A 20,035-nucleotide genomic window follows, 5' to 3' on the forward strand; every position below is an offset into this window, starting at 1 on the left:
CCGTGGGTCAACGTCTTGACGCCGCCGACCAGCAGGGCGCAGGCTATACGCCGTCGCCGTTTACGAACTATTTTCGAACCTAACTATTTCGAACCTGGAGTGCTGATGGTGATCGGTCTGGTCATCCACACCAGCCACCGTGCCGCGTTTGAGGACGCGGCGCGCACCCTGGCCGGGGTGACCGTCGAGTGGGTCGTCTACGAACACGAGGACGCGGTCCACGGGCTCGTCGGGGACCTGCTCGACCGGCGGGGTGTCGACGGGCTACTGCTCGGCCTGGTCCCGTACGCGAAATGCCGTGACCTGCTGCCGCCGGACCTGCCGGTCGCCATCCTGCGCTCGGCCGGCCTGGACCTGTCGCTGGCCTTCTTCAAGGCCCTGGCCCGGGGCTGGCGGCCCACGCCGGTCAGCATCGACACCTACGACGCCCAGACGGTGTCGGAGGTCGTCAACGCGCTGGAGCTGGACCCGGCCCAGGTCACCTGCCTGCCGTACGACCCGGAACAGAGCGTGGCCGAGATCGTGGCGTTCCACCGCACGGCGCTGGCCCGCACCGGCGGCGACTACGTGATCAGCCTGCGTACGGCAGCCGCGGCCCAGCTCCAGGACGACATCGGCGTGATCGGCGGGCTCCCCGGACCGGCCACGATCCGGGCCCAACTGCACGAGTTGGCGCTGCGGGTGCAGTCCAAACAGGCCAGTGCCCTGCGGTTCGCCGCCGGAGTCTTCCTGGTGGGCAGGGCCGGGCCGAAACTGGACCTGGACCGGGCCCGGGTCGGCCTGATGAACCTGCTGCTCAACACCCCGGGTTTCGCCGACGCCTGGATCGAGGACCGGGGCCGACGGGGGGTGGTGGTCTTCGCCCACCAGGCGCTGTTCGAGCAGGCGACCGACAACTGGGTGTCGCTGCCCGCGCTCAGCCAGGCCCAGGAGACGCTCGGCATCCGGGTCGCGGCGGGCTTCGGCGTGGGGGCCTCCGCCCGTAGCTGCCTGCACCTGGCCGAACGGGCCGCCGCCCGGGCGGAACAGGAGCAGCAGCCCAGTGCGTACCTCATCGAGGACAGCGGCGTCATCATCGGTCCGATGGGCCCGGTCGGTTCCGCCGTCGCCTTCACCTACCGGGAACACGGGGCCGAGTTGGAGCAGCTGGCCACCGAGGTTGGCCTGAGCGCGGCGACGCTGTCCCGACTGGCGGCCGTCGAGCGGTCGCTGGAGGGCCGCGCGATCTCCCCCAGCGACCTCGCGCAGCAGCTCGGTATCACCGACCCCAGCGGGCGACGGCTGATCCGCAAGCTGGGCGACTCCGGACTGGTCGAGGTCCAGGGCAGCACCCAGGTGCACCGCAAGGGTCGGCCCGCCCAGTTGTACCGGCTGTGCATCGGCGCCGCGATGGAGCGCCGATGAACTGGGACCTGCTGCTCGCCGGTGGTGACCTGCTCGATCCCGGCACCGGACGGACCGGACGGCACGACGTCGCGGTCCGCGACGGCCGGATCGCCGCGGTGGCACCGGCCCTGCCCCGCGACCAGGCCGCCGAGGTCGTCGACGTGACCGGCCGCCTGGTCACACCGGGTCTGGTCGACCTGCACACCCACGTGTACGCCGGGGCGACGTACTGGGGCATCGACCCCGGGCCGGTGGCCTGGCGTTCGGGCGTGACCACCTGGGTGGACGCGGGGTCGGCCGGGGCGTACTCGTATCCTGCCTTCGCCGCCATGACGTCCGGCTACGCCGTACGGGTACCCGCGCTGCTGAACATCTCCGCAGTCGGGCTGATCGCGCCGGTCGGTGAGTCGCGGGACCTGGCCAACTGCGACGTCGACCTGGCGACGGCGACCATCCGGGCGCACCGCGACACCATCGTCGGCATCAAGGCACGGATGGACCGGAACACCGTCGGCACGCACGGGCTGGCCCCGCTGCACCGGGCGATCGAGGTGGCCACGACCTGCGGGCTTCCGGTGATGGTGCACATCGGAGCGGCACCGCCCTCCCTGGCGCAGCTGTTACCGCTGCTCCGACCGGGAGACATCGTCACGCACTGCGCCAGTGGCATCGCGGCCGGATCGGACGGGTTCGACCCGGCCACCAGGGACGCCTACCAGGCCGGCGTGCTGTTCGACATCGGGCACGGTTCGGGTGGCTTCGCGTACGACGTGGTCGAGGCGCAACTGGCCGCCGGCATGCCACCGCACACCGTCTCCACCGACCTGCACAGCCGGTCGCTACACGGTCCGGTGTTCGACCTGCCCACCACGATGGCCAAGCTCCTGGCCGTCGGGATGAGCCTCGATCAGGTGGTCGCGGCAACCACCGTCGGGCCGGCACGGGCACTCGGCCTCGCCGACGGGGTGGGCACGTTGGCCCCCGGCGCGTGCGCCGACATCGCCGTCTTCCTCGTCGAAGCCGGCCGGTTCGAACTCTCCGACGTGCACGGACAGCGGCGGACCTCGCCGCTGCGGCTGGTCAACGAGCTGACGTACCGCGCCGGTCGGCCCCTGCCGCCACGACTACCCCACCCCGTCCCGCCGTGGATCGGGCTCACCGACGCCCAACGGCACGCCCTGACCGGGCGGGACCACACCGTACGCAACCTGCTGACCACTCCACTGGTGGGCCCGGAAGGGCTCGCCGAACAGTTCCCCCGATTCCCCCGATCCGGAGGTTGACCCATGCCCAAGAAGATCATCATGACCGACCGGGCGGCACCGCCCGGCGGGCCGTACTCGCACGCGGTGGTCGCCGGTGACCACGTCTACCTCGCCGGGGCGTGTCCGGTGCTGCCGGACGGCACCTGGGTCAGGGGCACCTTCGTCGAGCAGGCACGCGCCGCGTTCACCAACCTGTCCAGGGTCGCCGAGGCGGCCGGCGGCGACCTCAGCCGGGCCGTACGGGTCGGGGTCTATCTGCGCGACCCCGCCGACTTCGCCGCGATGAACGAGGTCTACCGGGAGTTCTTCGGCACCGAGAACCTGCCCGCGCGGACCACGCTGCCGGTCGCGCTGGACGGGTTCGACATCGAGGTCGATGCGGTCCTGTATCTGGGCGACTAGTCCCACTGCCCGCCACCGGGACACCGATCCGGTCCGCACCGCCCGCTGATCGCGGGAGCCACCCCCGAAGGCGGCTTTGGCCTGCCCGGAAAACCACCCTGAGCTGGGAAATTGCACCTTGACGAGCGTCGCCGGGCAGCCCACTCTGTACGACATTGAAATCAACCTAATTACGAACATAGCTCGTTATTGAGGGAGAAAACCATGCGGAAACCCCTCGCACTCACCGTGCTGCTGGCGCTGGCGCTGGGCGTCGGTGCCTGCGCCCCGTCCACCGAAGCTCCCCGCGAAAGCACCGACGACAAGACCGGCACACTGCGCGTCTGGCTCTTCGACGAGGCCAACCGCGCCGCCAAGGAGGCGGTCGTCAACGCGGCGATCGCCGAATTCACCGCCTCCCGTCCGGACGTCAAGGTCGACGTGAGCTACCTGGCGACCGACACCCGGGCGGAGAAGTACAAGGGGGCGCTCAGCGACCCCGCCAGCGCACCCGACGTGACCGAGATCGGCAACACCGACCTGGCCAGTTTCGTCGCCGCCAACGGCATGGCCGACGTCACCCAGGACCTGAAGAACTGGTCGGAGAACGCCGACCTGCCGGCGGACCTGGTAAAGACGGTGACCGTCGACGAGAAGGCGTACGGCGTACCGTGGTGGATCGGCGTCCGGGCGCTTTACTACCGCACCGACGTCTTCACCGAACTCGGGCTGCAACCGCCCACGTCGTACGACGAACTCGTCGACGCGGCCCGCAAGATCCGCTCTGCCCGCAAGGACATGCTGGGTATCGCGGTCGGGGGGCTCTACACCTTCGGCGCGCTGCCGTTCGTCTGGGACGCCGGCGGCGACATCGCCACCAACTCCGGTGGCGGGTACACCGCGACCATCGACTCACCGGCGTCGAAGGCCGGCATCACCGCGTACACCAACCTGTTCAGCGACGACATCTGCCCGGCGCGGCAGTGCGTCGACCTGACCGGCGGCGGCACCGTCGAGGCGTTCGCCGCAGGCCGGGCCGGGATGGGCATCCTGGGCAACTTCAACCGCTCGGCGGTGGAGGCCGGTGCGGTCAAGGGCAAGTACGCCGTGGTCCCGCTGCCCGGCGCGAAGGCCGGATCGATCGCCCCTGCCTTCGCCGGCGGCAGCAGCCTGGGCGTCTTCCGCTCCACCACGCACCGCAGCCTGGCCGTCGAGTTCATGCAGCTTCTGGCCAGCAAGAAGTACACCCTGAAGCTGTACGACGCGATGGGCTTCGTACCGGCGATGAAGTCCGCCCGGTCCGAGGTGATCGCCAAGGAGCCGTTCCTCAAGCCGTTCGTCGACACGATGGACGCCGGAACCCGGTTCGTCCCGGTCCACAAGGCCTGGACCACCATCGACGCTGAGAAGATCCTGCCGAACCTGCTCCAGAAGGTCATCACCCGGCGGGCCTCGGTTGACTCGGCGGCAGCCGAGGCGAACACCCAGATCACCGCGGCGTTCGCGAAGTAATGACGATGTCCCCGACGATCCGCCGGCAGCGGCTGACACCCCTGTGGCTGCTGCTGCCGGCGCTCGCCGTGCTGGTGCCGATGTTCGCGTACCCGATCTACCAGCTCGGCCTGCTCTCCCTGTACGAATACGGACAACCGCAGGTCAGCGGCGGCGAACCGGCCCGGTTCCTGGGGGCCGGCAACTTCCAGGCCCTCTTCGGGGATCAGGTCTTCTGGACCGTGCTCGGTCAGACCGTGGTCTTCGCCGCCGGCTGTGTGGTCGTAACGCTCGCGCTCGGCGCGGCGCTGGCGGTTCTGCTGACCCGGGTCGGCCGGACCGCCCGGGCGGTGCTGTCGTTCGCCGCGCTGGCGGCCTGGGCCGCACCGGCGATGACCGGCTCGGTGGCCTGGATGTTCCTGTTCGACAGCAACCTCGGTCTGGTCAACGAGGTGCTCGGGCTGCCCGGCTACAACTGGCTCTACGACCGGAGCGTGGCCTTCGCCCTGGTCGGCGCGGTGGTGGTGTGGCACTCCTTCCCGTTCGTGATGATCACCCTGTACGCCGGCATCCAGGCGATTCCCAGCTCCGTGCTGGAAGCCGCGGCGCTGGACGGGGCGGGGGCGTTCACCACCTTCCGGCGGATCACCGCGCCGATGCTGCGGCCGCTCATCACCATCGTGGTGATCCAGTCGATCATCTGGGACTTCAAGGTGTTCACACAGATCTACGTGATGACCCGCGGCGGCGGCATCGCCGGACAGAACATGGTGCTCAACGTGTACGCGTACCAGAAGGCGTTCGCCTCGTCCCAGTACGGCCTGGGCTCGGCGATCGGCGTCGTGATGACGGTGATCCTGCTGGTGGTCACGCTCTTCTACCTGCGGGCGCTACGCCGCAGCGGGGAGGCGCTGTGATCCGCCGTCGCATCGCGGACACCGTGGCGATCCTCGTCGCGGTCGTAACGGTGTTTCCGATCTACTGGATGGTCCTGTCGGCGCTGAAACCGACCGGCGAGATCCAGTCCTCCGACCCGAGACCATGGACGCTACATCCGACGCTGGACCACTTCCGGTCGGCGCTCGGGGTGAGCGGATTCGGCCGCTACCTTCTCAACAGCCTGACCGTCGCCCTGGTGGTGGTCGCACTGAGCGCACTGCTCTCGTTCCTGGCTGCGGTCGCGCTGACCCGCTACCGGTTCCGCACCCGTACCACCATCCTGGTGATGTTCCTGATCGCGCAGATGGTGCCGGTGGAGGCACTGAGCATCCCGCTGTTCTTCCAGATCCGGGACCTGGGCCGCACCGTGCCCGGCCTCGGGCTGAACACGCTCGGCTCGCTGATCCTGGTGCAGCTGGCGTTCAGCCTGCCGTTCGCCATCTGGATGCTGCGCGGATTCGTGGCGGCGGTGCCGCAGGAGGTGGAGGAGGCGGCCACCATGGACGGCGCGGGCCGGTTCACCATCCTGTGGCGCATCCTGTTCCCGCTGGTGGCGCCCGGTCTGGCCGCAACCAGCGTGTTCTCCTTCATCACCGCGTGGAACGACTTCCTGTTCGCCAAGACGTTCATCATCAGCGCCACCGAGAAACAGACGTTGCCCGCCGCGCTGCTGGTGTTCTTCAAGCCGGACGAGAACGACTGGGGTGGCATCATGGCTGCCTCCACCCTGATGACGATCCCGGTGCTGGTCTTCTTCATCTTCGTCCGACGCCGCATGGTGTCCGGTCTCGGTGGGGCGGTGAAGGACTGATGCTTCCCCGGCCGGTCACCGCCCACCCCCGGGCGGGCAACCACGTCCTGACCGAGGCGACGACGATCGGTAGCGACCCGACCTGCGTCGGGGTCGCCCGGCAGTTGCGGGACATGCTGTCCCGCTCCACCGGCCTGCCGCTGCCCGACGCCGACCCGTCGGACGCCGTCATCACACTCGCCGTCGACCCGGCACTCCCCACCGAGGGATACCGGCTACGGGTACGCCCGGACCGCATCACCATCACCGGCGGCTCGCCCGCCGGAGCCTTCTACGGTGTGCAGAGTCTGCTGCAACTACTGCCACCGGCCGTGTACCGCCACGCGCCGGTGGCGTCCGGGCCATGGACCGTGCCCGGGGTCGAGATCGAGGATCGGCCACGCTTCGACTGGCGTGGCTGCATGCTCGATGTCGCCCGGCACTTCATGCCGGTGTCCGGCGTACTGCGTCTCATCGACCTGCTGGCCGCACACAAACTCAACGTCCTGCACCTGCACCTGACCGACGACCAGGGCTGGCGGGTCCAGATCCGCCGCTACCCGAGGCTCACCGAGGTCGGGGCGTGGCGGCACGAGTCGATGGTCGGGTCCCGCCAGCACGAACGCTTCAACGGCCGGCCGCACGGCGGCTACTACAGCCAGGACGACATCCGGGAGATCGTCGCCTATGCGGCGCAGCGGTTCGTCACCGTGGTGCCCGAGATCGACCTGCCCGGCCATACCCAGGCCGCCATCGCGGCGTACCCGTGGCTCGGCAACGCCCCCGACGAGCCGGTCGCCGTCTGGACCCGCTGGGGTGTCTCCCATCGCGTGCTCAACGTCTCCGACCGGACCATCGAGTTCTTCCGGCACGTGCTCGACGAGGTGATGGAACTGTTCCCGAGCCGATACATCGGTATCGGCGGCGACGAGTGCCACAAGGGCGAGTGGCGGGCCAGCCCGATCGCCGCGCAACGGATACGGGACCTGGGCCTACGTGACGAGGACGAGTTGCAGGGCTGGTTTGTGCGACAGTTCCAACAGCACCTCACCGCCAACGGACGGGTGTTGTTCGGCTGGGACGAAATCCTGGAGGGCCACCTCTTCCAGGGGGCGGCGGTGGCGGCCTGGCGTGGTCCGGCGCTGGCCGTCGCGGCGGCACGGGCCGGGCACGACGTGGTCGCCTGCTGGGACACCTCCGCCTACCTGGACTACCGCCAGTCCGACTCGGCCGAGGAGCCGATCCCGGTGGGCACGGTCCTCACCGTCGCGGACGTCCGGGCCTTCGAGCCCGTACCGGCCGCGTTGCCCGCCGAACTGGGACATCGGATCCTCGGTGCCCAGTGCAACCTCTGGACCGAGCACGCCGACAGTCCCCGTGCCGTCGACTACCTCGCCTTCCCACGGCTGTCGGCGTTCGCCGAGGTAGCGTGGTCCCCCGCCATGGCCGCGCCCTGGGGCGACTTCGACGGGCGCCTGCACGAGCACCTGAAACGGCTGGACGTGCTCGGCGTCGAGTACCGCCCGCCCGGCGGGCCGTTGCCCTGGCAGCGCCGGCCGGACGCGCCGGGCTGGCCGCGCGAACGGGCCGACCGGGACGCCGAACTCGCCGCGCTCACCCACAACGTGCTGCATGCCCCGAGCGGAACCGGGGACCCGCCTGCTTAGACCAGGGCCGGGGAGTAGCGGCAGGGGGTCATTGACGGTCTGGCCGGGACCAGCGGGGCATCGTCTCGGTGAAACAGCCCGACTCGTGCTTCAGGATCAGGTACGCCTCGTGGTCGGCGGCAGAGTCCCGCGTCCACAGTTGGAAGACGTGCTCCTCGCCGTCCACGGTCCACAGTTCGAGGATTCCGCCGGTGAGGCCCCGGCTCAGATGTGCCTGGTCGATGTCGTCGAGATCGAACTGGACACCCTGGATACTGAACTTCCTTCCCAACGGGCACCCCCTCCGACCTGGGTCACGAGGATACCCCGAATGCCCGGGAAACACCCCCCGTGGCCGATGGGCCGGGGTGGATACTTCCCGGGCGTTCACTCCGGTACGGCGTCCTCCGGTGTCCCCCGGGCCAGGCCGGCCAGCACGTCCAGAGCGTCGGCCAGCACGTCGTGGGTGGGTGCCCCCAGGGCGAGTCGTACGGCGTTCGGCGCGTGGCCGGCGCCGACGGCGAATGCGGCACCGGGCGCGACGGCGATCCCCTGTCGGGCGGCAGCGGCGACGAAGGTCTCGGCCCGCCACCGGTCCGGCAGTTCCCACCAGCAGTGGTACCCGTGCGGGTCGGCATGGACGGTGAACCCGGCCAGCCGCTCGGCCCTGATCCGCTGGCGCTGTTGCGCGTCGAGATGCTTGGCCCGGCTGATGGCGGCGACGGTGCCATCGGCCAGCCACTGGGTCGCCACGTCCAGCGCGAACCGGGAAGCCGTCCAGGCACCGGAACGCAGCGCCGACATGACGCGCTGTTCCACGTCGCCGGACGGCGGCACGGCGAACCCCAGCGTCAACCCCGGGGCCAGCCGCTTGGAGAGGCTGTCCAGCAGGATCGTACGTTCGGGAGCGAGTACGGCCAGCGGCGGCAGATCGTCCCGGAGGAAGCCGTAGATGCCGTCCTCGATCGCGTAGAGGTCAGCCCCGCGCAGGGCTTCCACCAGCCGTACCCGGCGGTCCTCCGGCATCGTCACGCCCAGTGGGTTGTGTACCGCAGGTTGGAGATAGACGGCACGCAGCGGCAACGCGGCGGTCACCGCCTCGGGGACGAGGCCGTGCTCGTCCATGGCCAGCGGGACGAGGGTGATGCCGAGTCTGGCGGCGATGCCCTTGACCACCGGATAGGTGAGCCGCTCCACGCCGAGTCGTTCGCCGGCCGGAACCAGGGCGGAGAGCACGGCGGCGATCGCCTGCCGGCCGTTGCCGGCGAAGAGGATCCGTCGGGGGTCGGGGCTCCAGCCGGCCCGGGCCAGGATCGCCGCTGTCGCCTGTTGGGCCGCCGGGGTCCCTGCCGGCCCCAGCGCAGCCATGCTGGCCGCGAACACGTCCGGGCGGGACATCCGCGCCAGGCCGGCGGCCAGCAGCTCCGACTGCTGCGGCAGAACCGGGAAGTTCAGTTCCAGGTCGACCCGGGCCTCTGCCGGCTCGACGAGTGCAGGCTCGGGACCTGCGGCGGCGGCCCGTACGAAGGTGCCCCGGCCCACCTCCCCGACGGCCAGCCCTCGGCGGACGAGTTCGCCGTACACCCGCGCTGCCGTGGAGCCGGCGATTCCGCGCTGTCGGGCGAACCTGCGCTGTGGTGGCAGCCGTTCACCCGGGCGTAGGCGTCCGGCCGCGATGTCGGCCGCGAGTTGGTCGGCAATGCTGCGGTAGTCCTCCACCAGCCCACTCCGTCCAACCATCGGGAAAATTGTACCGAGATCAATCTTTATATTGCTCCGCAATATTGCACCGAATAGCATCGAGTCGTCAAGGCGGAGAACGCGGAGGAATCTCGATGGGCACTGTGACACTCGACGGCATCACGTTCGGCTACGACGACACCGGCAGCGGCGACCCGCTGGTCCTCGTACACGGCCATCCGTTCAACCGGACCATGTGGCTCCCCCAGGTCGAGACCTTCAGCCAGCGCGGCTGGCGGGTCATCACCCCGGACCTGCGCGGCTACGGTGAGAGCACCGTCGTGCCCGGGAAGACGACGCTCACCACCTTCGTCCACGACATCACCGCGCTGCTGGACCACCTGGGAATCGACCGGTTCGTACTCGGCGGCCTCTCCATGGGTGGACAGATCGTCATGGAGTTCCACCGCCTGTTCCCCACGCGGATCCGTGGTCTCGTACTCGCCGACACCTTCGCCGCCGGGGAGACCGAACAGGGCAAGATAGGGCGTAACGCCCTGGCCGACCGACTGGTACGGGAGGGAATGGGACCGTACGCCGACGAGGTGCTGGCCAAGATGGTGGCACCGGCCAACATCGAGGCGCTGCCGGCGGTGGCCACACACGTGCTGGACATGATGCGCGGCACCGACCCAGAAGGGGCCGCCGCCGCGCTGCGCGGCCGTGCCGAGCGTCCCGACTACCTGGGCATGTTGGCGCACATCGCGGTGCCGACCCTGGTCGTGGTCGGCAGCGAGGACGAGTTCACTCCCATCAGCGACGCCCGGGTGCTGCACAGGCGGATCCCCGACTCGACCCTCGCGATCATTTCCGGGGCCGGACACATGCCCAACCTGGAACGGCGTGCGGAGTTCGACGCCGTACTCGGCGACTTCCTCGATGCCCTACTCGTCACCAACACGCGCCCCGGTTCGGCTCCCTCGACGACGGAAGCCCGGTGAAAGCCATGTCCGTACGGCCATCCACCGTGTTCGTCACCGGTGCCAGCTCCGGCTTCGGAGCCGCGATCGCCCGACGCTTCGCGGCCGACGGTGCCCGGGTCGTCGCCTGCGCCCGCCGGGTCGACCGGCTCGCGGCGCTCGCCACCGATCTGGGCCCGCATCTCCTGCCCCGGCAACTCGACGTACGGGACCGGCAGGCGGTGGAGCAGGTGGTGTCGGACCTGCCCGCCGAGTTCGCGGAGATCGACATCCTGGTCAACAACGCCGGCCTGGCCAGAGGGCTACGGCCGGCCCACGAGACCGACCCGGAAGACTGGGCGGAGATGGTGGACACCAACTGCAAGGGACTGCTGCACTGCACCCGGGCGATCCTGCCCGGCATGGTCGCCCGGGGACACGGTCACGTCGTGAACCTTGGCTCAATCGCCGGGACCTATCCGTACCCGGGTGGCAACGTCTACGGTGCCAGTAAGGCGTTCACCCGCCAGTTCAGCCTCAACCTCCGCGCCGACCTGCACGGCACGGGCGTACGGGTGACCTGTGTGGAGCCCGGACTCAGTGGCGACACGGAGTTCTCCACGGTGCGCTTCGACGGTGACCAGGCGAAAGCGGATGCGGTGTACGCAGGGACCCGACCACTGCTACCGGACGACATCGCCGAGGCGGTGTACTGGGCGACGGCGCAGCCGACCCACGTCAACGTCAACACCATCGAGTTGATGCCGGTCACCCAGAGTTTCGCCCCACTCCAGGTGCATCGCGACGTTTCCTGACCGGTCTCCGTCCCGCAGTCCCGGGCACTGGCCAGGCGTCCGCAACCAGGGATCGCGCCATTCGGTCCCGGCTAGTACGGTGCCCTGGTACGGCGGGACGGAGGGCGTGGGCCGGTGCAGACAGAGGAGTCAGCCGCTGTCACGGGTCCCGCCTGGACATCGTCCAGGTCCGGCACCTACCCGGGACGGTTCCCGCTGTCGGTCGAGCGGCACACGATGAACCTGGTCGACCGCCTCGTTCCCGGTGTCACCACCGTTACCCTCAACGCGCGCTACTACGCGCTGCACGGGCTGGTCGCATCCGAAGTGGATCGACGCGGGCTCAACCTCGCCGCCGCACAGAACCTGCTCCGCCGTGCGGAGGTGACCATCGGAGCGGTTTCCACCCGGCACTACCAGCGGAATCCCGCCGCCCACGAAGCACTGTCCCGTCCTCACGCGTACGACACGATCCTCCCGCAGGTACGGGCAGGCCAGGTGGATCTCGACCGGCTGGCCGCTCCACAGGTCTACGCCCAGCCGAACTGGGGCTTCTGGCCGGCCTACCGTGGGTCGGAGATGCTGCTGCGGATCGTCACCCGCACCAACGAGATCGGACCGGGTGAGCGCCTGGACCAGTCGGCCGTCCAGGCCGGGTTGCGGGACGTGTTGGAGTTGCTCGACGAGAAGACGCTCGACGTCGACCTCCTCGACGCGTACGAGGAGCTGTGTGTCTGCCGAGCCGTCGACAGTCCGGACGGGGCCTGGCTTGCCCGCCTGCTCGCAGCAAGCGGCACCGACGCGGACGGCACCCGGGCCGCCGTCCGCCGGCAGACCCTGCGAATGATCGCCCGCTGCCTGCAGTTGACCGAGGTATACCAGGTCAGCACTGACGTGTCCCAGTTCGTGGCCTACGCACCCGAGTCCTTCGAAGACAGGGTGTTGACCAGCCTCGACCTGACCGCCGAGTGGCGTGGTCTGATCCTGCGGAACCACTCGGTGGCGGCGTGGCGGGGCCTGTGGGCCTGGCTCGTCAACGGAATGAGCGGACTGACGACCCGGTCCCAGTTCACCGACCGGTTCGCCGAGGCCCTGCCCGACGTCGCGGTGGCGGACTTCCTCGCCGGCCTGCCCCACACGTCGACCCCCGCCGGTCGTGCGGCACCCGCCGAGCACGATCCCGACCTGGACGCCGCCGCGACGCCCGTACGCTGCCTCGGCGTCCTCTGCCTCGGTGCTCGACGCGCCATGGAGCTGCGTGGACGGGAGCTGCACGGCTTCCAGGGTCACGATCCGGAGGACATCTTCGAGGAGCTGGCACCGGCCTGGCTGGCGGCCCAACTCGACAGATGGAAACCCCGCTCACTCCGGGACTTCGCACGCTGGCTGGCCGAGGTCATGCTCAACCGCTCGCAGCGACTCGCCCTGGCCAAGGCTCGCCGCGACCCTCGTAGCGGCACCCTGAAGATTCCGACCCGGGTACACACCCGCGACGAGTTCGTCTTCCGCGACTCGGTGGAATCCTCCGGTGGTGCCGCGCTGCGATGGGACCAACTGGCCGGCATCCTCGCGGGGGCGGGCCTGCTCAGCCGAGTCGATGGGGTATGGACCCTGGGACCCCGTGGAGACCTGATTGTCTGACCATCCCGTCACCGAACCGAGCATCAGCAGCGCCGACGCCCCGGTGGACGTGGCGGTGTCTCCACTGGGCCACCTCTTCGCCGAGGAACGCCACGGCGATCGGCAGGCCCGCGAGGCGGTGTTCTGCACCTTCAACGCGGATCTCGGCTTCTTCGAACGGACGGTGCTGGGCGTCACCCAGGCAACCGGTGCCCGCATCACGGTTCTCGGTGACGCCCGTATGTCGAACCCGGATCCTCGTGCGGCCCGCAACGCCGGAACCCGGTACGTGCACGGCATCGCCGTCACCGGTAACGGCAGCGCCTTCCATCCGAAGCTGATGGTGGTGGCCGGGCCTGAGCGTGTCGTTCTGGCCATCGGCTCGGGAAACCTCTCGGTGGGCGGTTGGCATCTCAACACCGAGACGTGGACGGTGACGACGGCCGACCGCCAGCGCTGTCCGGCGCTGGTGCCGGAGGCCGCCGCCTGGCTGCGTACCCTCGGTCGCGTCTGCACGATCACGCCCGGGGCAGTCGCCGGTCTGCACCGCACCGCCGAAACACTCGACACCCTGGCCTCCCACAGCCAGGTCATGGCGACCGGACACCGCCTGGTGCACAACTCGGAGCAGTCGATCATCACCCAGCTACCGTCCGATCCGGTCGAGGAACTTCTCCTCCATGCGCCGTTCCACGACGACAACGCCGCGGCCATCCACGCCCTCGTCCGACGGCTCGCCCCCGGCCGCGTGACGCTGGCGGTCCAATCCGGTGGCCGCACCGTCATCCAGCCTCAGGCACTCGCGCGAGTGTTCGACGAGCTTGCCGTGCCGCTGAAGGTGGTCGAAGACCGTGGAAAGGCATATCGGCACGGCAAGCTGATCGAGGCCCGTACGGTGGCTGGTCACCGTTGGACGCTGACCGGCAGTCCGAATCTCTCGGCAGCCGCGCTCCTGCGGTCGGTGGCCGATGGCGGCAACGTCGAACTGGGCGTGCTCGCCCAGCCCTCGGTCAGTCTCTTCCCCGACGGTACGCCCATCACGCTGGCCGAGGTGCCGGCCATGTCGATCACAAGCCCTGTCGCCAGCCGGGCCACGCCTTCCGTGTTCCTGGTCGAGGCCGTCCGCTCGGTCGACGGGCTGCGACTCACCCTCGCTCGTCCGCCCCAGCAGCCGGTGCAGATCCTCGCCTCTCCTGGAACGGACTACGACACCTGGAACGAGATCGGAACCGTTCCGGCCGGCAGCGCGACCTGTCTACTCCAGAACGTCGACCTACCGGGTGGATGCCGAGTGCGCCCCTGCTGGCAGGCGAACGGCATCGTCCGAGAAGGCCCGTTGACATTCGTCACCGACCCGGTCCGGGTACGTGCCAGGATCGGAGACGGGCACACCCGCCACGACGCGTCCCCCGGTCCGATCGAACTGTTGGGCGACGCCCGGCTGATCGAGCGCTGGTTGGACGCCGTCCAACAGTATGCCGCTGCCACCCGCGCCGTCACGCTACCCCGGATCGGGGCGACCGGGCCCGCTGGTGTCGCGTCGGAATCCGGCACTGCGGGACCGCGCATCGATTCCGACAGCGAGGATTGGCTGACGTATTCCGACGACGCGAAGAGTCGGCTGGGCGGCAGGATGTTCCGATTCGCCCTCGGTGTTCGCCCCACAGCGGCCCTCATGATGGACGAGGCCGACCCGACACTGCTGGCCCCCACCGACCGCCTCCTCGACGAACGTACGACGGGTCTGCAGGACGATGATCCGAACAGCGTCGACGACGACACCGCCCCCGCCGGTTCCGGGGACGCCAACGGGGAGGCTCCCACCGGTCAGGAACCGTCCGACGGGCAGACCGTCGACAGTGGGGACGACCGACGACGGCTCTCCCCACAGGAGCGGCGACGGATCCGACGCCGCCTCTGGCGAGCCGCCCACGAAGAGGCACCCGACCTGCCCGCTATCGACCGGCTGACGATCGGCACGCTCGTCCTGGTCTCCATCGATTTGGGGATCTGGGACAGCGCGGACGGCGACGACGGGTGGGCCGAGGTCCTCGCCACCCTTCTGACAGTGCTCGACCTCGGGGACGTCCCGACCGAGGTCGAGGCCAGTGCAGCCAGCTTCGCCGCCGTGGCGATCTACCTGATCCGCGACCACCTGCCGGTCTCCGGACGTACCCGAGAGGTCATCCGATACGAGGCTGCTGCGGAAAAGACCGCCCACCTCTATCCGGCAGCCGACCTCGACCTGATCGGCAGCCATTCCGATGGCCTGCACAACAGCCGAGGCTTCCCGGTCGACCCCGACGAGGTGGTACGGGTCATCTCGATGATCGTCCAGGACGATCCGCTGGCCGACGCCATCGAAGTCCTCGGTACGCGGCACGGTGACTGGACGATGCACCGTCATCAGGGTGCCGTGCTACACGTCCACGGAGCCTTCCGTAACCCGTTCACCGCTGCCGCCGAGGCCCTGGATGCCGCCGATCGAACGGACATGTTGGCAGTGTGGGCCACCAATACCCACGGTGGCTGGGCCCTGGCGGTCCGCTCGGGCCAGGATCTGTTCCACATCGAACTGTCCCGTGGGCTCGTCATGTGGCGGCACTACCGCCTCGGCCGACTGACCACCGCGACCCGGCTCTGCCGGGACAGTGAGCTGGCCAGCCGGCTACGCGTGTCCCACGGCCCGCTGACCCAGCCGATCCCTGGTGCCACGACCGCGTTCCTCCGCGTCGGACTGGACGTCGCGCACGGCCCGCCCGACTGTTTCTGAACCACTGGTGGCAGTCGCCGCACGATCCTCGGACGGCTCGGCCACTCACGGCCCGGTAGATCACATCTTTCATCCGGTACGGAGGCGGGTACGCAGTTCCGCCTTGGCGACCTTGCCACCGGAACCGCGCGGCAGTTCGTCGACGATCTCCAACCGCTCCGGCCAGTTCTCCGGGGAAACCCCACGAGCACCGAGGTGCGTCCGCAGGCCGTCCAGGTCGAGGGTGGCACCTGGCCGGAGCACGACGACGGCACAGACCCGCTCGCCGTACGTCGGGTCGGGCACCGCGACCGCGGCCACCATGGCCACGGCCGGATGGGTGCCCACCTGCTCCTCGACGGCGGCGGCGCTGACGTTCTTTCCGCCCCGGATGATGAAGTCCGACTTGCGGTCCACCACCCGTAGGTAGCCCTCCTCGTCACGGACGCAGATGTCCCCGGTCAGCATCCAGCCGTCCGGGGTGAACAACCGTTCGTTGGCCTCGGCATCGTTGAAGTATCCGAGACAGGTGGCCGGCCCGGCGCAGGCCGCCTGTCCCGGGCCGCCGCTCGCGGTGACGTCGGTGCCGTCCTCGGCGAACAGCCGTACGTTCATCTCGTCGATGATGCGACCGGCCGTACGCAGCCGCCGGTCCCGGCTGTCCGTGGTCCCGGTACGCGACAGCGCGCCGGTCTCGTTGGACCCGAAGAACTGCAGCACCTGGGCACCCGTACGTTGTTCGAACTCGGCGGCCCGCTCGAACGGGATGGCCTCGCCGCCGGTGAACATGCAGCGCAGCGAACTGAGGTCGTATCGGTCGGGTTCGGCGTTGAGCATCATGATGAACTGGGTGCTGACGCAGCACACGACCGTGACGCGTTCCCGCTCGATCAGCTCCAACGCCGTGGCGGCGTTGAACCTCGGCATCACCACCGTGGGCGAGCCGAGCAGGGTGGGGGTGAAGTTCGCGGTCCACTGCGCGAAGCCGTACGGGGCGGGGATGAGGGTGAGGAAGACGTCGTCGGGGGTGAAGGCACCCGCCTCTACGGCGAGTTCGTGGTAGTACATCCAGCGGTTCTGGTTGTGCACCACGCACTTCGGCATGCCGGTGGTGCCGGACGTGCCGTTGAGCAGGTGGATCTCGCCCAGCCCCAGGGCACGGGCGGTGAGCTGCTGCCGTTCCGCCACCGTCGGTTCCGGCCAGTCTGCATCCGTCAGCTGCATCGGCAGCTCCAGTCGGATCCGCAGCGGTAGGCCGTCGACGAGTTCGCCGATCGGGGTTCCCCGGTGCTCCGCGTGGCTGATCAGGGCGCTCGCGCCACCGACGGTGAGCAGGTGGCGCAGTTCCAGTCGGCCGGCCCGGGGCCCGACCGCCACCACCACGACTCCGGCCTTCTGCGCGGCAAGATAGGCGACGTGCACCGGGACGCCGTCCGGGAGCAGTACGCCGACCCGTTCACCCCGGGCCAGCCCGCTGCGCAGCAGCACCGCCGCCAACCGGTCGGAGAGGTCGTCGAACGCCTGCCAGGTGAGCCGGTCGTCACCGGCGATGAAGGCCGGCCGGTCCGGGATGCGGGCCGCGTGCTGGCGTACCCGTTCGACGAGAGTGTCGGTGCCCCACCGGCCCACCTCGGCCAGCCGGTCGGCAACGTAACGCTCGTGGACGCTTCCGGGAGCCGGTGCCGTCCCTCGGGGGAAGAGATCCGTCACGTCGCTGAACTCCACCATCCACCCCTACCTAACAAGCGCTTGGTTGTGGCATTCTGTTTCCGATCGAGGACGTATGTCAAGGAGTCGGGATGCAGATCTGGAAGGGACCCGCCGGGCAGCAACTGCTTACTCGCCCGGTCCAGGTGGGCGAGCATACGCACCGCTCGTTCGAGGTGGGGCCGAACATGGTCACCGACCACGTGCCGGGAGCGCCATCGGTCCTCTCCACGCCCGCACTCATCGCACTGATGGAGGACACGGCCGCCGACATCCTGCGTCCGCACTTCCTGCCGGGCGCGGCCTCCGTCGGCACCTGGATCGGCGTACGGCACACCGCGCCCGCCCTGGTCGGAGAGCAAGTCGAGGTCCACGCCACGGTGGCCGAGATAGCGGGCCGACGGGTCACCTTCGACGTGGCGGCCCAGGTTGCCGGGCGACAGATCGGCGACGGTCAGGTCACCCAGACCCTGATCCGGGGCACCGCGCCAGACCCCGGCACGACCGGATGAGAGTCACCTCCGCCACCGGCTGACCGCTTGACAACAACCGCTGGCTGGCGAAGAGCCCGATCGGGACACGGACCTCCATACCGGTCGCGATGGGCGGCGTCTACCCGATCACGGATTGTCCGCCAGCGTTGAATTCCCGGTACCTTCTGATGTACTCGGCAGCTACGTCCGGCATCGGCGCGTCGTCGTTGTCGGCGAACCAGATCTCGTTCTCCAGCCAGTACCGGCACAGGAACGTCTCGAACGACTCACCGCAGAACACGATCGCGTCGGGTTCGGTGCCATCGCCTTCCTCGGCCTCGTAGGTGTCCTCGGAGCCGTAGAAGTCGGCCGAACAGACCACAGCGTGATCACGGCCGTCGGCGGTGAGGTACAGGTACCAGTACAGGCAGCCCTGCTGATCTGCGAGGAACCTGACCAGGTAGCCGTCGCCGACGGGCGATCGGACGGGCTCAGCGGCGACATCGACGAAACACGCCGTGCAGGACCGGATCCGGCGCTGCAACGTCGGTGTGCGCATCAGCGCCAGAAAGGCTGGTGGTAGTGACACACCGAGCCTTTCGCAGGCCGACAGCAGGGCCGGCAGTTCGGTCGCCGGCTCGGTACCGATGCTCCATTCGTCGTGCGTGGGCTGCGCGGCCAGCCAAGCCAGGTCCCCGGTCATCGCAAACGGCACCGGTGGCAGGTCCTGAAACTCGTATCGGCCGTAGGTGCCCACGTCAGGCCGGCTGTCCACCCCAGCGCCCTCCAAGCCGATCCCCCACCAGTAGGGACGGAACGGCGAATCCTGCGGTAGCACGCGAATCTCCTCCTGCCCGGCGCCTGTCACCGTCATCCGGCTCGGGTGGAAGGTATTGCCCGGGTACGACAAGATCACCGCACCCTTCAACCGGCACATGTCGGCACGGCCGCCGCACGACCCGACACGCTCAATCGGCCGAACTGATGACCTGCGACCGCCCACCTGTCAGGCTGGCACGGCAACGGTGACCGAGCGACCGCCAAAGCGTGACTTTTCGTTCCGATGTTCCCCAAGGGCCGGTGACGGTGAGCGTCTGGGCGATGGCGGCGGCCACGGCGTGCCGCACGCAAGCCGGGCGGTTCGAGGACGCTCTCAGTTGGGCACGATGCGCTGCGGCAGCCCGGCGCGTAGCTGGGACATCTTCGCCAGCAGGTCGTAGAACGTCGACGAGACGCATTCACCGATCAGAAGAGGCCTGTCGCGCATCTCGGCGGGCGTGAACGTCAGGCCCGCCAGGGCACACACGATGCGCATGTTGATGTAGTAAGGGTGGTCGCTCTCCTCATCATCGGTCGCCGCCAGGATGGCGGGCCGAAGGACCTCCGGCGTCTCCTCGTCATAGAACTCAGCGTTGTACGGCTCGGTGATGTGACAGAGAATCTCGCCATCCTCGGCATAGCCGAAGCTCTCATCGGAGTTGATCGTGAAGATACTGGTGGCCGCCATCCGACCGTCCTGCGACAAGCCGACGGCCATCAGCTGGTGATCGGCGGTGTCCGCGGTCACCCCTGACGCGTCGTACACGAACGTCCACTCACCATGCTGCCCGGCGACGAGCAGATCCGCCATTCGATCCGCACCCACCGCCGCGTGCATGACGGTCGACCACTCGTCGGGGCGCTGGGTCGGCAACTCGTTCGGCGCAAGTCGTCGAACGACCCTGCCGCCCACAAGCTCCATCGCGGCCTGCGGGTCCAGACCGCGCACCACGTGCAGCAGGTGGTTGGGATCACGGGTCCCGAGTTCGGACAGCCACCGGGGCACGCCTTCATCCAGCGCCTCAGGGATGAAGCCGGGAACAACCATGGCAAGCCCTCCAAACACTTCAGGTGTACCTGCCTGTTACACGTACCTGACCAACGGCCGGTTCATGCCATCGAGCTGGCGCACGGCCTCCCCGCCAGCTCGTCCGGTCATCGACCCGCCTACGGGTGACAGCCCATCGGATGCGCCGGCTGGTACATGGGCGGCTCGGGTAGCAGCGCGGCGAACTGGACCCACAACGGCTCGATCAGCCATGCTGGGACGGCAGGCACCGAACCTCCGTGACCTGCGGCTGAGTGGCTCAGCCAGCTCTGCCGTCGGTACGCC

General features: G+C 69.1%; 17 protein-coding genes and 1 pseudogene. 12 read left to right on the forward strand and 6 right to left on the reverse strand.

What is annotated here, in order from left to right:
• Positions 1-105 precede the first annotated feature (105 nt).
• The 7 genes from ACFQ4H_RS00655 (at position 106) to ACFQ4H_RS00685 (ending at position 7,919) form a co-directional block, all read left to right on the forward strand.
• Positions 106-1,404: a transcriptional regulator gene (locus ACFQ4H_RS00655; RefSeq protein WP_377565612.1), complete on the forward strand. Its 1,299-nt coding sequence runs from the start codon at positions 106-108 to the stop codon at positions 1,402-1,404.
• The gene (locus ACFQ4H_RS00660) at positions 1,401-2,669 is read left to right on the forward strand and encodes an amidohydrolase/deacetylase family metallohydrolase (protein WP_377565615.1); all 1,269 of its coding nucleotides are present in this window, start codon (positions 1,401-1,403) and stop codon (positions 2,667-2,669) included. The genes ACFQ4H_RS00655 and ACFQ4H_RS00660 overlap by 4 nt, the downstream gene beginning before the upstream one ends.
• A gap of 3 nt (positions 2,670-2,672) precedes the next feature.
• A complete protein-coding gene (locus ACFQ4H_RS00665; protein WP_377565617.1) occupies positions 2,673-3,053 on the forward strand; it encodes a RidA family protein in 381 nt (126 codons plus the stop codon).
• A gap of 204 nt (positions 3,054-3,257) precedes the next feature.
• Positions 3,258-4,544 (forward strand): extracellular solute-binding protein, encoded by a 1,287-nt coding sequence (locus ACFQ4H_RS00670; protein WP_377565619.1) that lies wholly within the window; start codon positions 3,258-3,260, stop codon positions 4,542-4,544.
• A 5-nt stretch (positions 4,545-4,549) separates the two neighbouring features.
• Positions 4,550-5,440 (forward strand): carbohydrate ABC transporter permease, encoded by an 891-nt coding sequence (locus ACFQ4H_RS00675; protein ID WP_377565621.1) that lies wholly within the window; start codon positions 4,550-4,552, stop codon positions 5,438-5,440.
• Positions 5,440-6,273, forward strand: coding sequence for a carbohydrate ABC transporter permease (locus tag ACFQ4H_RS00680; protein ID WP_377566217.1), 834 nt, complete (start codon positions 5,440-5,442; stop codon positions 6,271-6,273). The genes ACFQ4H_RS00675 and ACFQ4H_RS00680 overlap by 1 nt, the downstream gene beginning before the upstream one ends.
• Positions 6,273-7,919: a beta-N-acetylhexosaminidase gene (locus tag ACFQ4H_RS00685; RefSeq protein WP_377565623.1), complete on the forward strand. Its 1,647-nt coding sequence runs from the start codon at positions 6,273-6,275 to the stop codon at positions 7,917-7,919. The genes ACFQ4H_RS00680 and ACFQ4H_RS00685 overlap by 1 nt, the downstream gene beginning before the upstream one ends.
• A gap of 28 nt (positions 7,920-7,947) precedes the next feature.
• On the opposite strand, the gene ACFQ4H_RS00690 is transcribed toward ACFQ4H_RS00685, so the two are convergent.
• Both ACFQ4H_RS00690 and ACFQ4H_RS00695 read right to left on the reverse strand, forming a co-directional pair.
• Entirely contained in the window at positions 7,948-8,190 is a 243-nt protein-coding gene (locus tag ACFQ4H_RS00690) for a hypothetical protein (protein ID WP_377565626.1), read from the reverse strand.
• A gap of 95 nt (positions 8,191-8,285) precedes the next feature.
• On the reverse strand, positions 8,286-9,638 hold the full coding sequence (locus ACFQ4H_RS00695; protein ID WP_377565628.1) for an aminotransferase-like domain-containing protein: 1,353 nt from the start codon (positions 9,636-9,638) through the stop codon (positions 8,286-8,288).
• 95 nt (positions 9,639-9,733) lie between these two features.
• Between ACFQ4H_RS00695 and ACFQ4H_RS00700 the strand changes: the two genes are divergently transcribed.
• The 4 genes from ACFQ4H_RS00700 to ACFQ4H_RS00715 all read left to right on the forward strand — a co-directional run bounded on the left by ACFQ4H_RS00700 (position 9,734) and on the right by ACFQ4H_RS00715 (position 15,724).
• Entirely contained in the window at positions 9,734-10,579 is an 846-nt protein-coding gene (locus ACFQ4H_RS00700; RefSeq protein ID WP_377565630.1) for an alpha/beta fold hydrolase, read from the forward strand.
• 5 nt (positions 10,580-10,584) lie between these two features.
• On the forward strand, positions 10,585-11,352 hold the full coding sequence (locus tag ACFQ4H_RS00705) for an SDR family oxidoreductase (protein WP_377565632.1): 768 nt from the start codon (positions 10,585-10,587) through the stop codon (positions 11,350-11,352).
• Between the two features lie 114 nt (positions 11,353-11,466).
• On the forward strand, positions 11,467-12,972 hold the full coding sequence (locus ACFQ4H_RS00710) for a hypothetical protein (RefSeq protein ID WP_377565635.1): 1,506 nt from the start codon (positions 11,467-11,469) through the stop codon (positions 12,970-12,972).
• Complete coding sequence (locus ACFQ4H_RS00715) at positions 12,965-15,724, forward strand: hypothetical protein (RefSeq protein ID WP_377565637.1); 2,760 nt, start codon at positions 12,965-12,967, stop codon at positions 15,722-15,724. The genes ACFQ4H_RS00710 and ACFQ4H_RS00715 overlap by 8 nt, the downstream gene beginning before the upstream one ends.
• A 69-nt stretch (positions 15,725-15,793) precedes the next feature.
• On the opposite strand, the gene ACFQ4H_RS00720 is transcribed toward ACFQ4H_RS00715, so the two are convergent.
• Positions 15,794-17,431: a class I adenylate-forming enzyme family protein gene (locus ACFQ4H_RS00720; RefSeq protein WP_377565639.1), complete on the reverse strand. Its 1,638-nt coding sequence runs from the start codon at positions 17,429-17,431 to the stop codon at positions 15,794-15,796.
• 71 nt (positions 17,432-17,502) lie between these two features.
• Between ACFQ4H_RS00720 and ACFQ4H_RS00725 the strand changes: the two genes are divergently transcribed.
• Positions 17,503-17,922 (forward strand): thioesterase family protein, encoded by a 420-nt coding sequence (locus ACFQ4H_RS00725; protein WP_377565642.1) that lies wholly within the window; start codon positions 17,503-17,505, stop codon positions 17,920-17,922.
• A gap of 100 nt (positions 17,923-18,022) precedes the next feature.
• Here the strand turns inward: ACFQ4H_RS00725 and ACFQ4H_RS00730 are convergent, their stop codons facing one another.
• The 3 genes and pseudogenes from ACFQ4H_RS00730 to ACFQ4H_RS00740 all read right to left on the reverse strand — a co-directional run.
• The gene (locus tag ACFQ4H_RS00730) at positions 18,023-18,757 is read right to left on the reverse strand and encodes a hypothetical protein (protein WP_377565644.1); all 735 of its coding nucleotides are present in this window, start codon (positions 18,755-18,757) and stop codon (positions 18,023-18,025) included.
• 279 nt (positions 18,758-19,036) lie between these two features.
• Positions 19,037-19,750: a DUF6461 domain-containing protein gene (locus tag ACFQ4H_RS00735; RefSeq protein ID WP_377565646.1), complete on the reverse strand. Its 714-nt coding sequence runs from the start codon at positions 19,748-19,750 to the stop codon at positions 19,037-19,039.
• Between the two features lie 125 nt (positions 19,751-19,875).
• Positions 19,876-19,980 (reverse strand): annotated as a pseudogene (locus tag ACFQ4H_RS00740) (IS5/IS1182 family transposase); the annotation flags it as partial.
• Between the last annotated feature and the right edge of the window lie 55 nt (positions 19,981-20,035).

The organism is Micromonospora sonneratiae, assembly GCF_042679305.1.
Lineage (GTDB): Bacteria > Actinomycetota > Actinomycetes > Mycobacteriales > Micromonosporaceae > Micromonospora_H > Micromonospora_H sonneratiae.

Bases quoted from the DNA above. Each gene is read 5' to 3' on its own strand.
- ACFQ4H_RS00655 (WP_377565612.1), top strand. From the start codon at position 106: ATGGTGATCGGTCTGGTCATCCACACCAGCCACCGTGCCGCGTTTGAG.
- ACFQ4H_RS00660 (WP_377565615.1), top strand. From the start codon at position 1,401: ATGAACTGGGACCTGCTGCTCGCCGGTGGTGACCTGCTCGATCCCGGC.
- ACFQ4H_RS00665 (WP_377565617.1), top strand. From the start codon at position 2,673: ATGCCCAAGAAGATCATCATGACCGACCGGGCGGCACCGCCCGGCGGG.
- ACFQ4H_RS00670 (WP_377565619.1), top strand. From the start codon at position 3,258: ATGCGGAAACCCCTCGCACTCACCGTGCTGCTGGCGCTGGCGCTGGGC.
- ACFQ4H_RS00675 (WP_377565621.1), top strand. From the start codon at position 4,550: ATGTCCCCGACGATCCGCCGGCAGCGGCTGACACCCCTGTGGCTGCTG.
- ACFQ4H_RS00685 (WP_377565623.1), top strand. From the start codon at position 6,273: ATGCTTCCCCGGCCGGTCACCGCCCACCCCCGGGCGGGCAACCACGTC.
- ACFQ4H_RS00695 (WP_377565628.1), bottom strand. From the start codon at position 9,638: ATGGTTGGACGGAGTGGGCTGGTGGAGGACTACCGCAGCATTGCCGAC.
- ACFQ4H_RS00700 (WP_377565630.1), top strand. From the start codon at position 9,734: ATGGGCACTGTGACACTCGACGGCATCACGTTCGGCTACGACGACACC.
- ACFQ4H_RS00705 (WP_377565632.1), top strand. From the start codon at position 10,585: ATGTCCGTACGGCCATCCACCGTGTTCGTCACCGGTGCCAGCTCCGGC.
- ACFQ4H_RS00720 (WP_377565639.1), bottom strand. From the start codon at position 17,431: ATGGTGGAGTTCAGCGACGTGACGGATCTCTTCCCCCGAGGGACGGCA.
- ACFQ4H_RS00725 (WP_377565642.1), top strand. From the start codon at position 17,503: ATGCAGATCTGGAAGGGACCCGCCGGGCAGCAACTGCTTACTCGCCCG.
- ACFQ4H_RS00730 (WP_377565644.1), bottom strand. From the start codon at position 18,757: ATGACGGTGACAGGCGCCGGGCAGGAGGAGATTCGCGTGCTACCGCAG.
- ACFQ4H_RS00735 (WP_377565646.1), bottom strand. From the start codon at position 19,750: ATGGTTGTTCCCGGCTTCATCCCTGAGGCGCTGGATGAAGGCGTGCCC.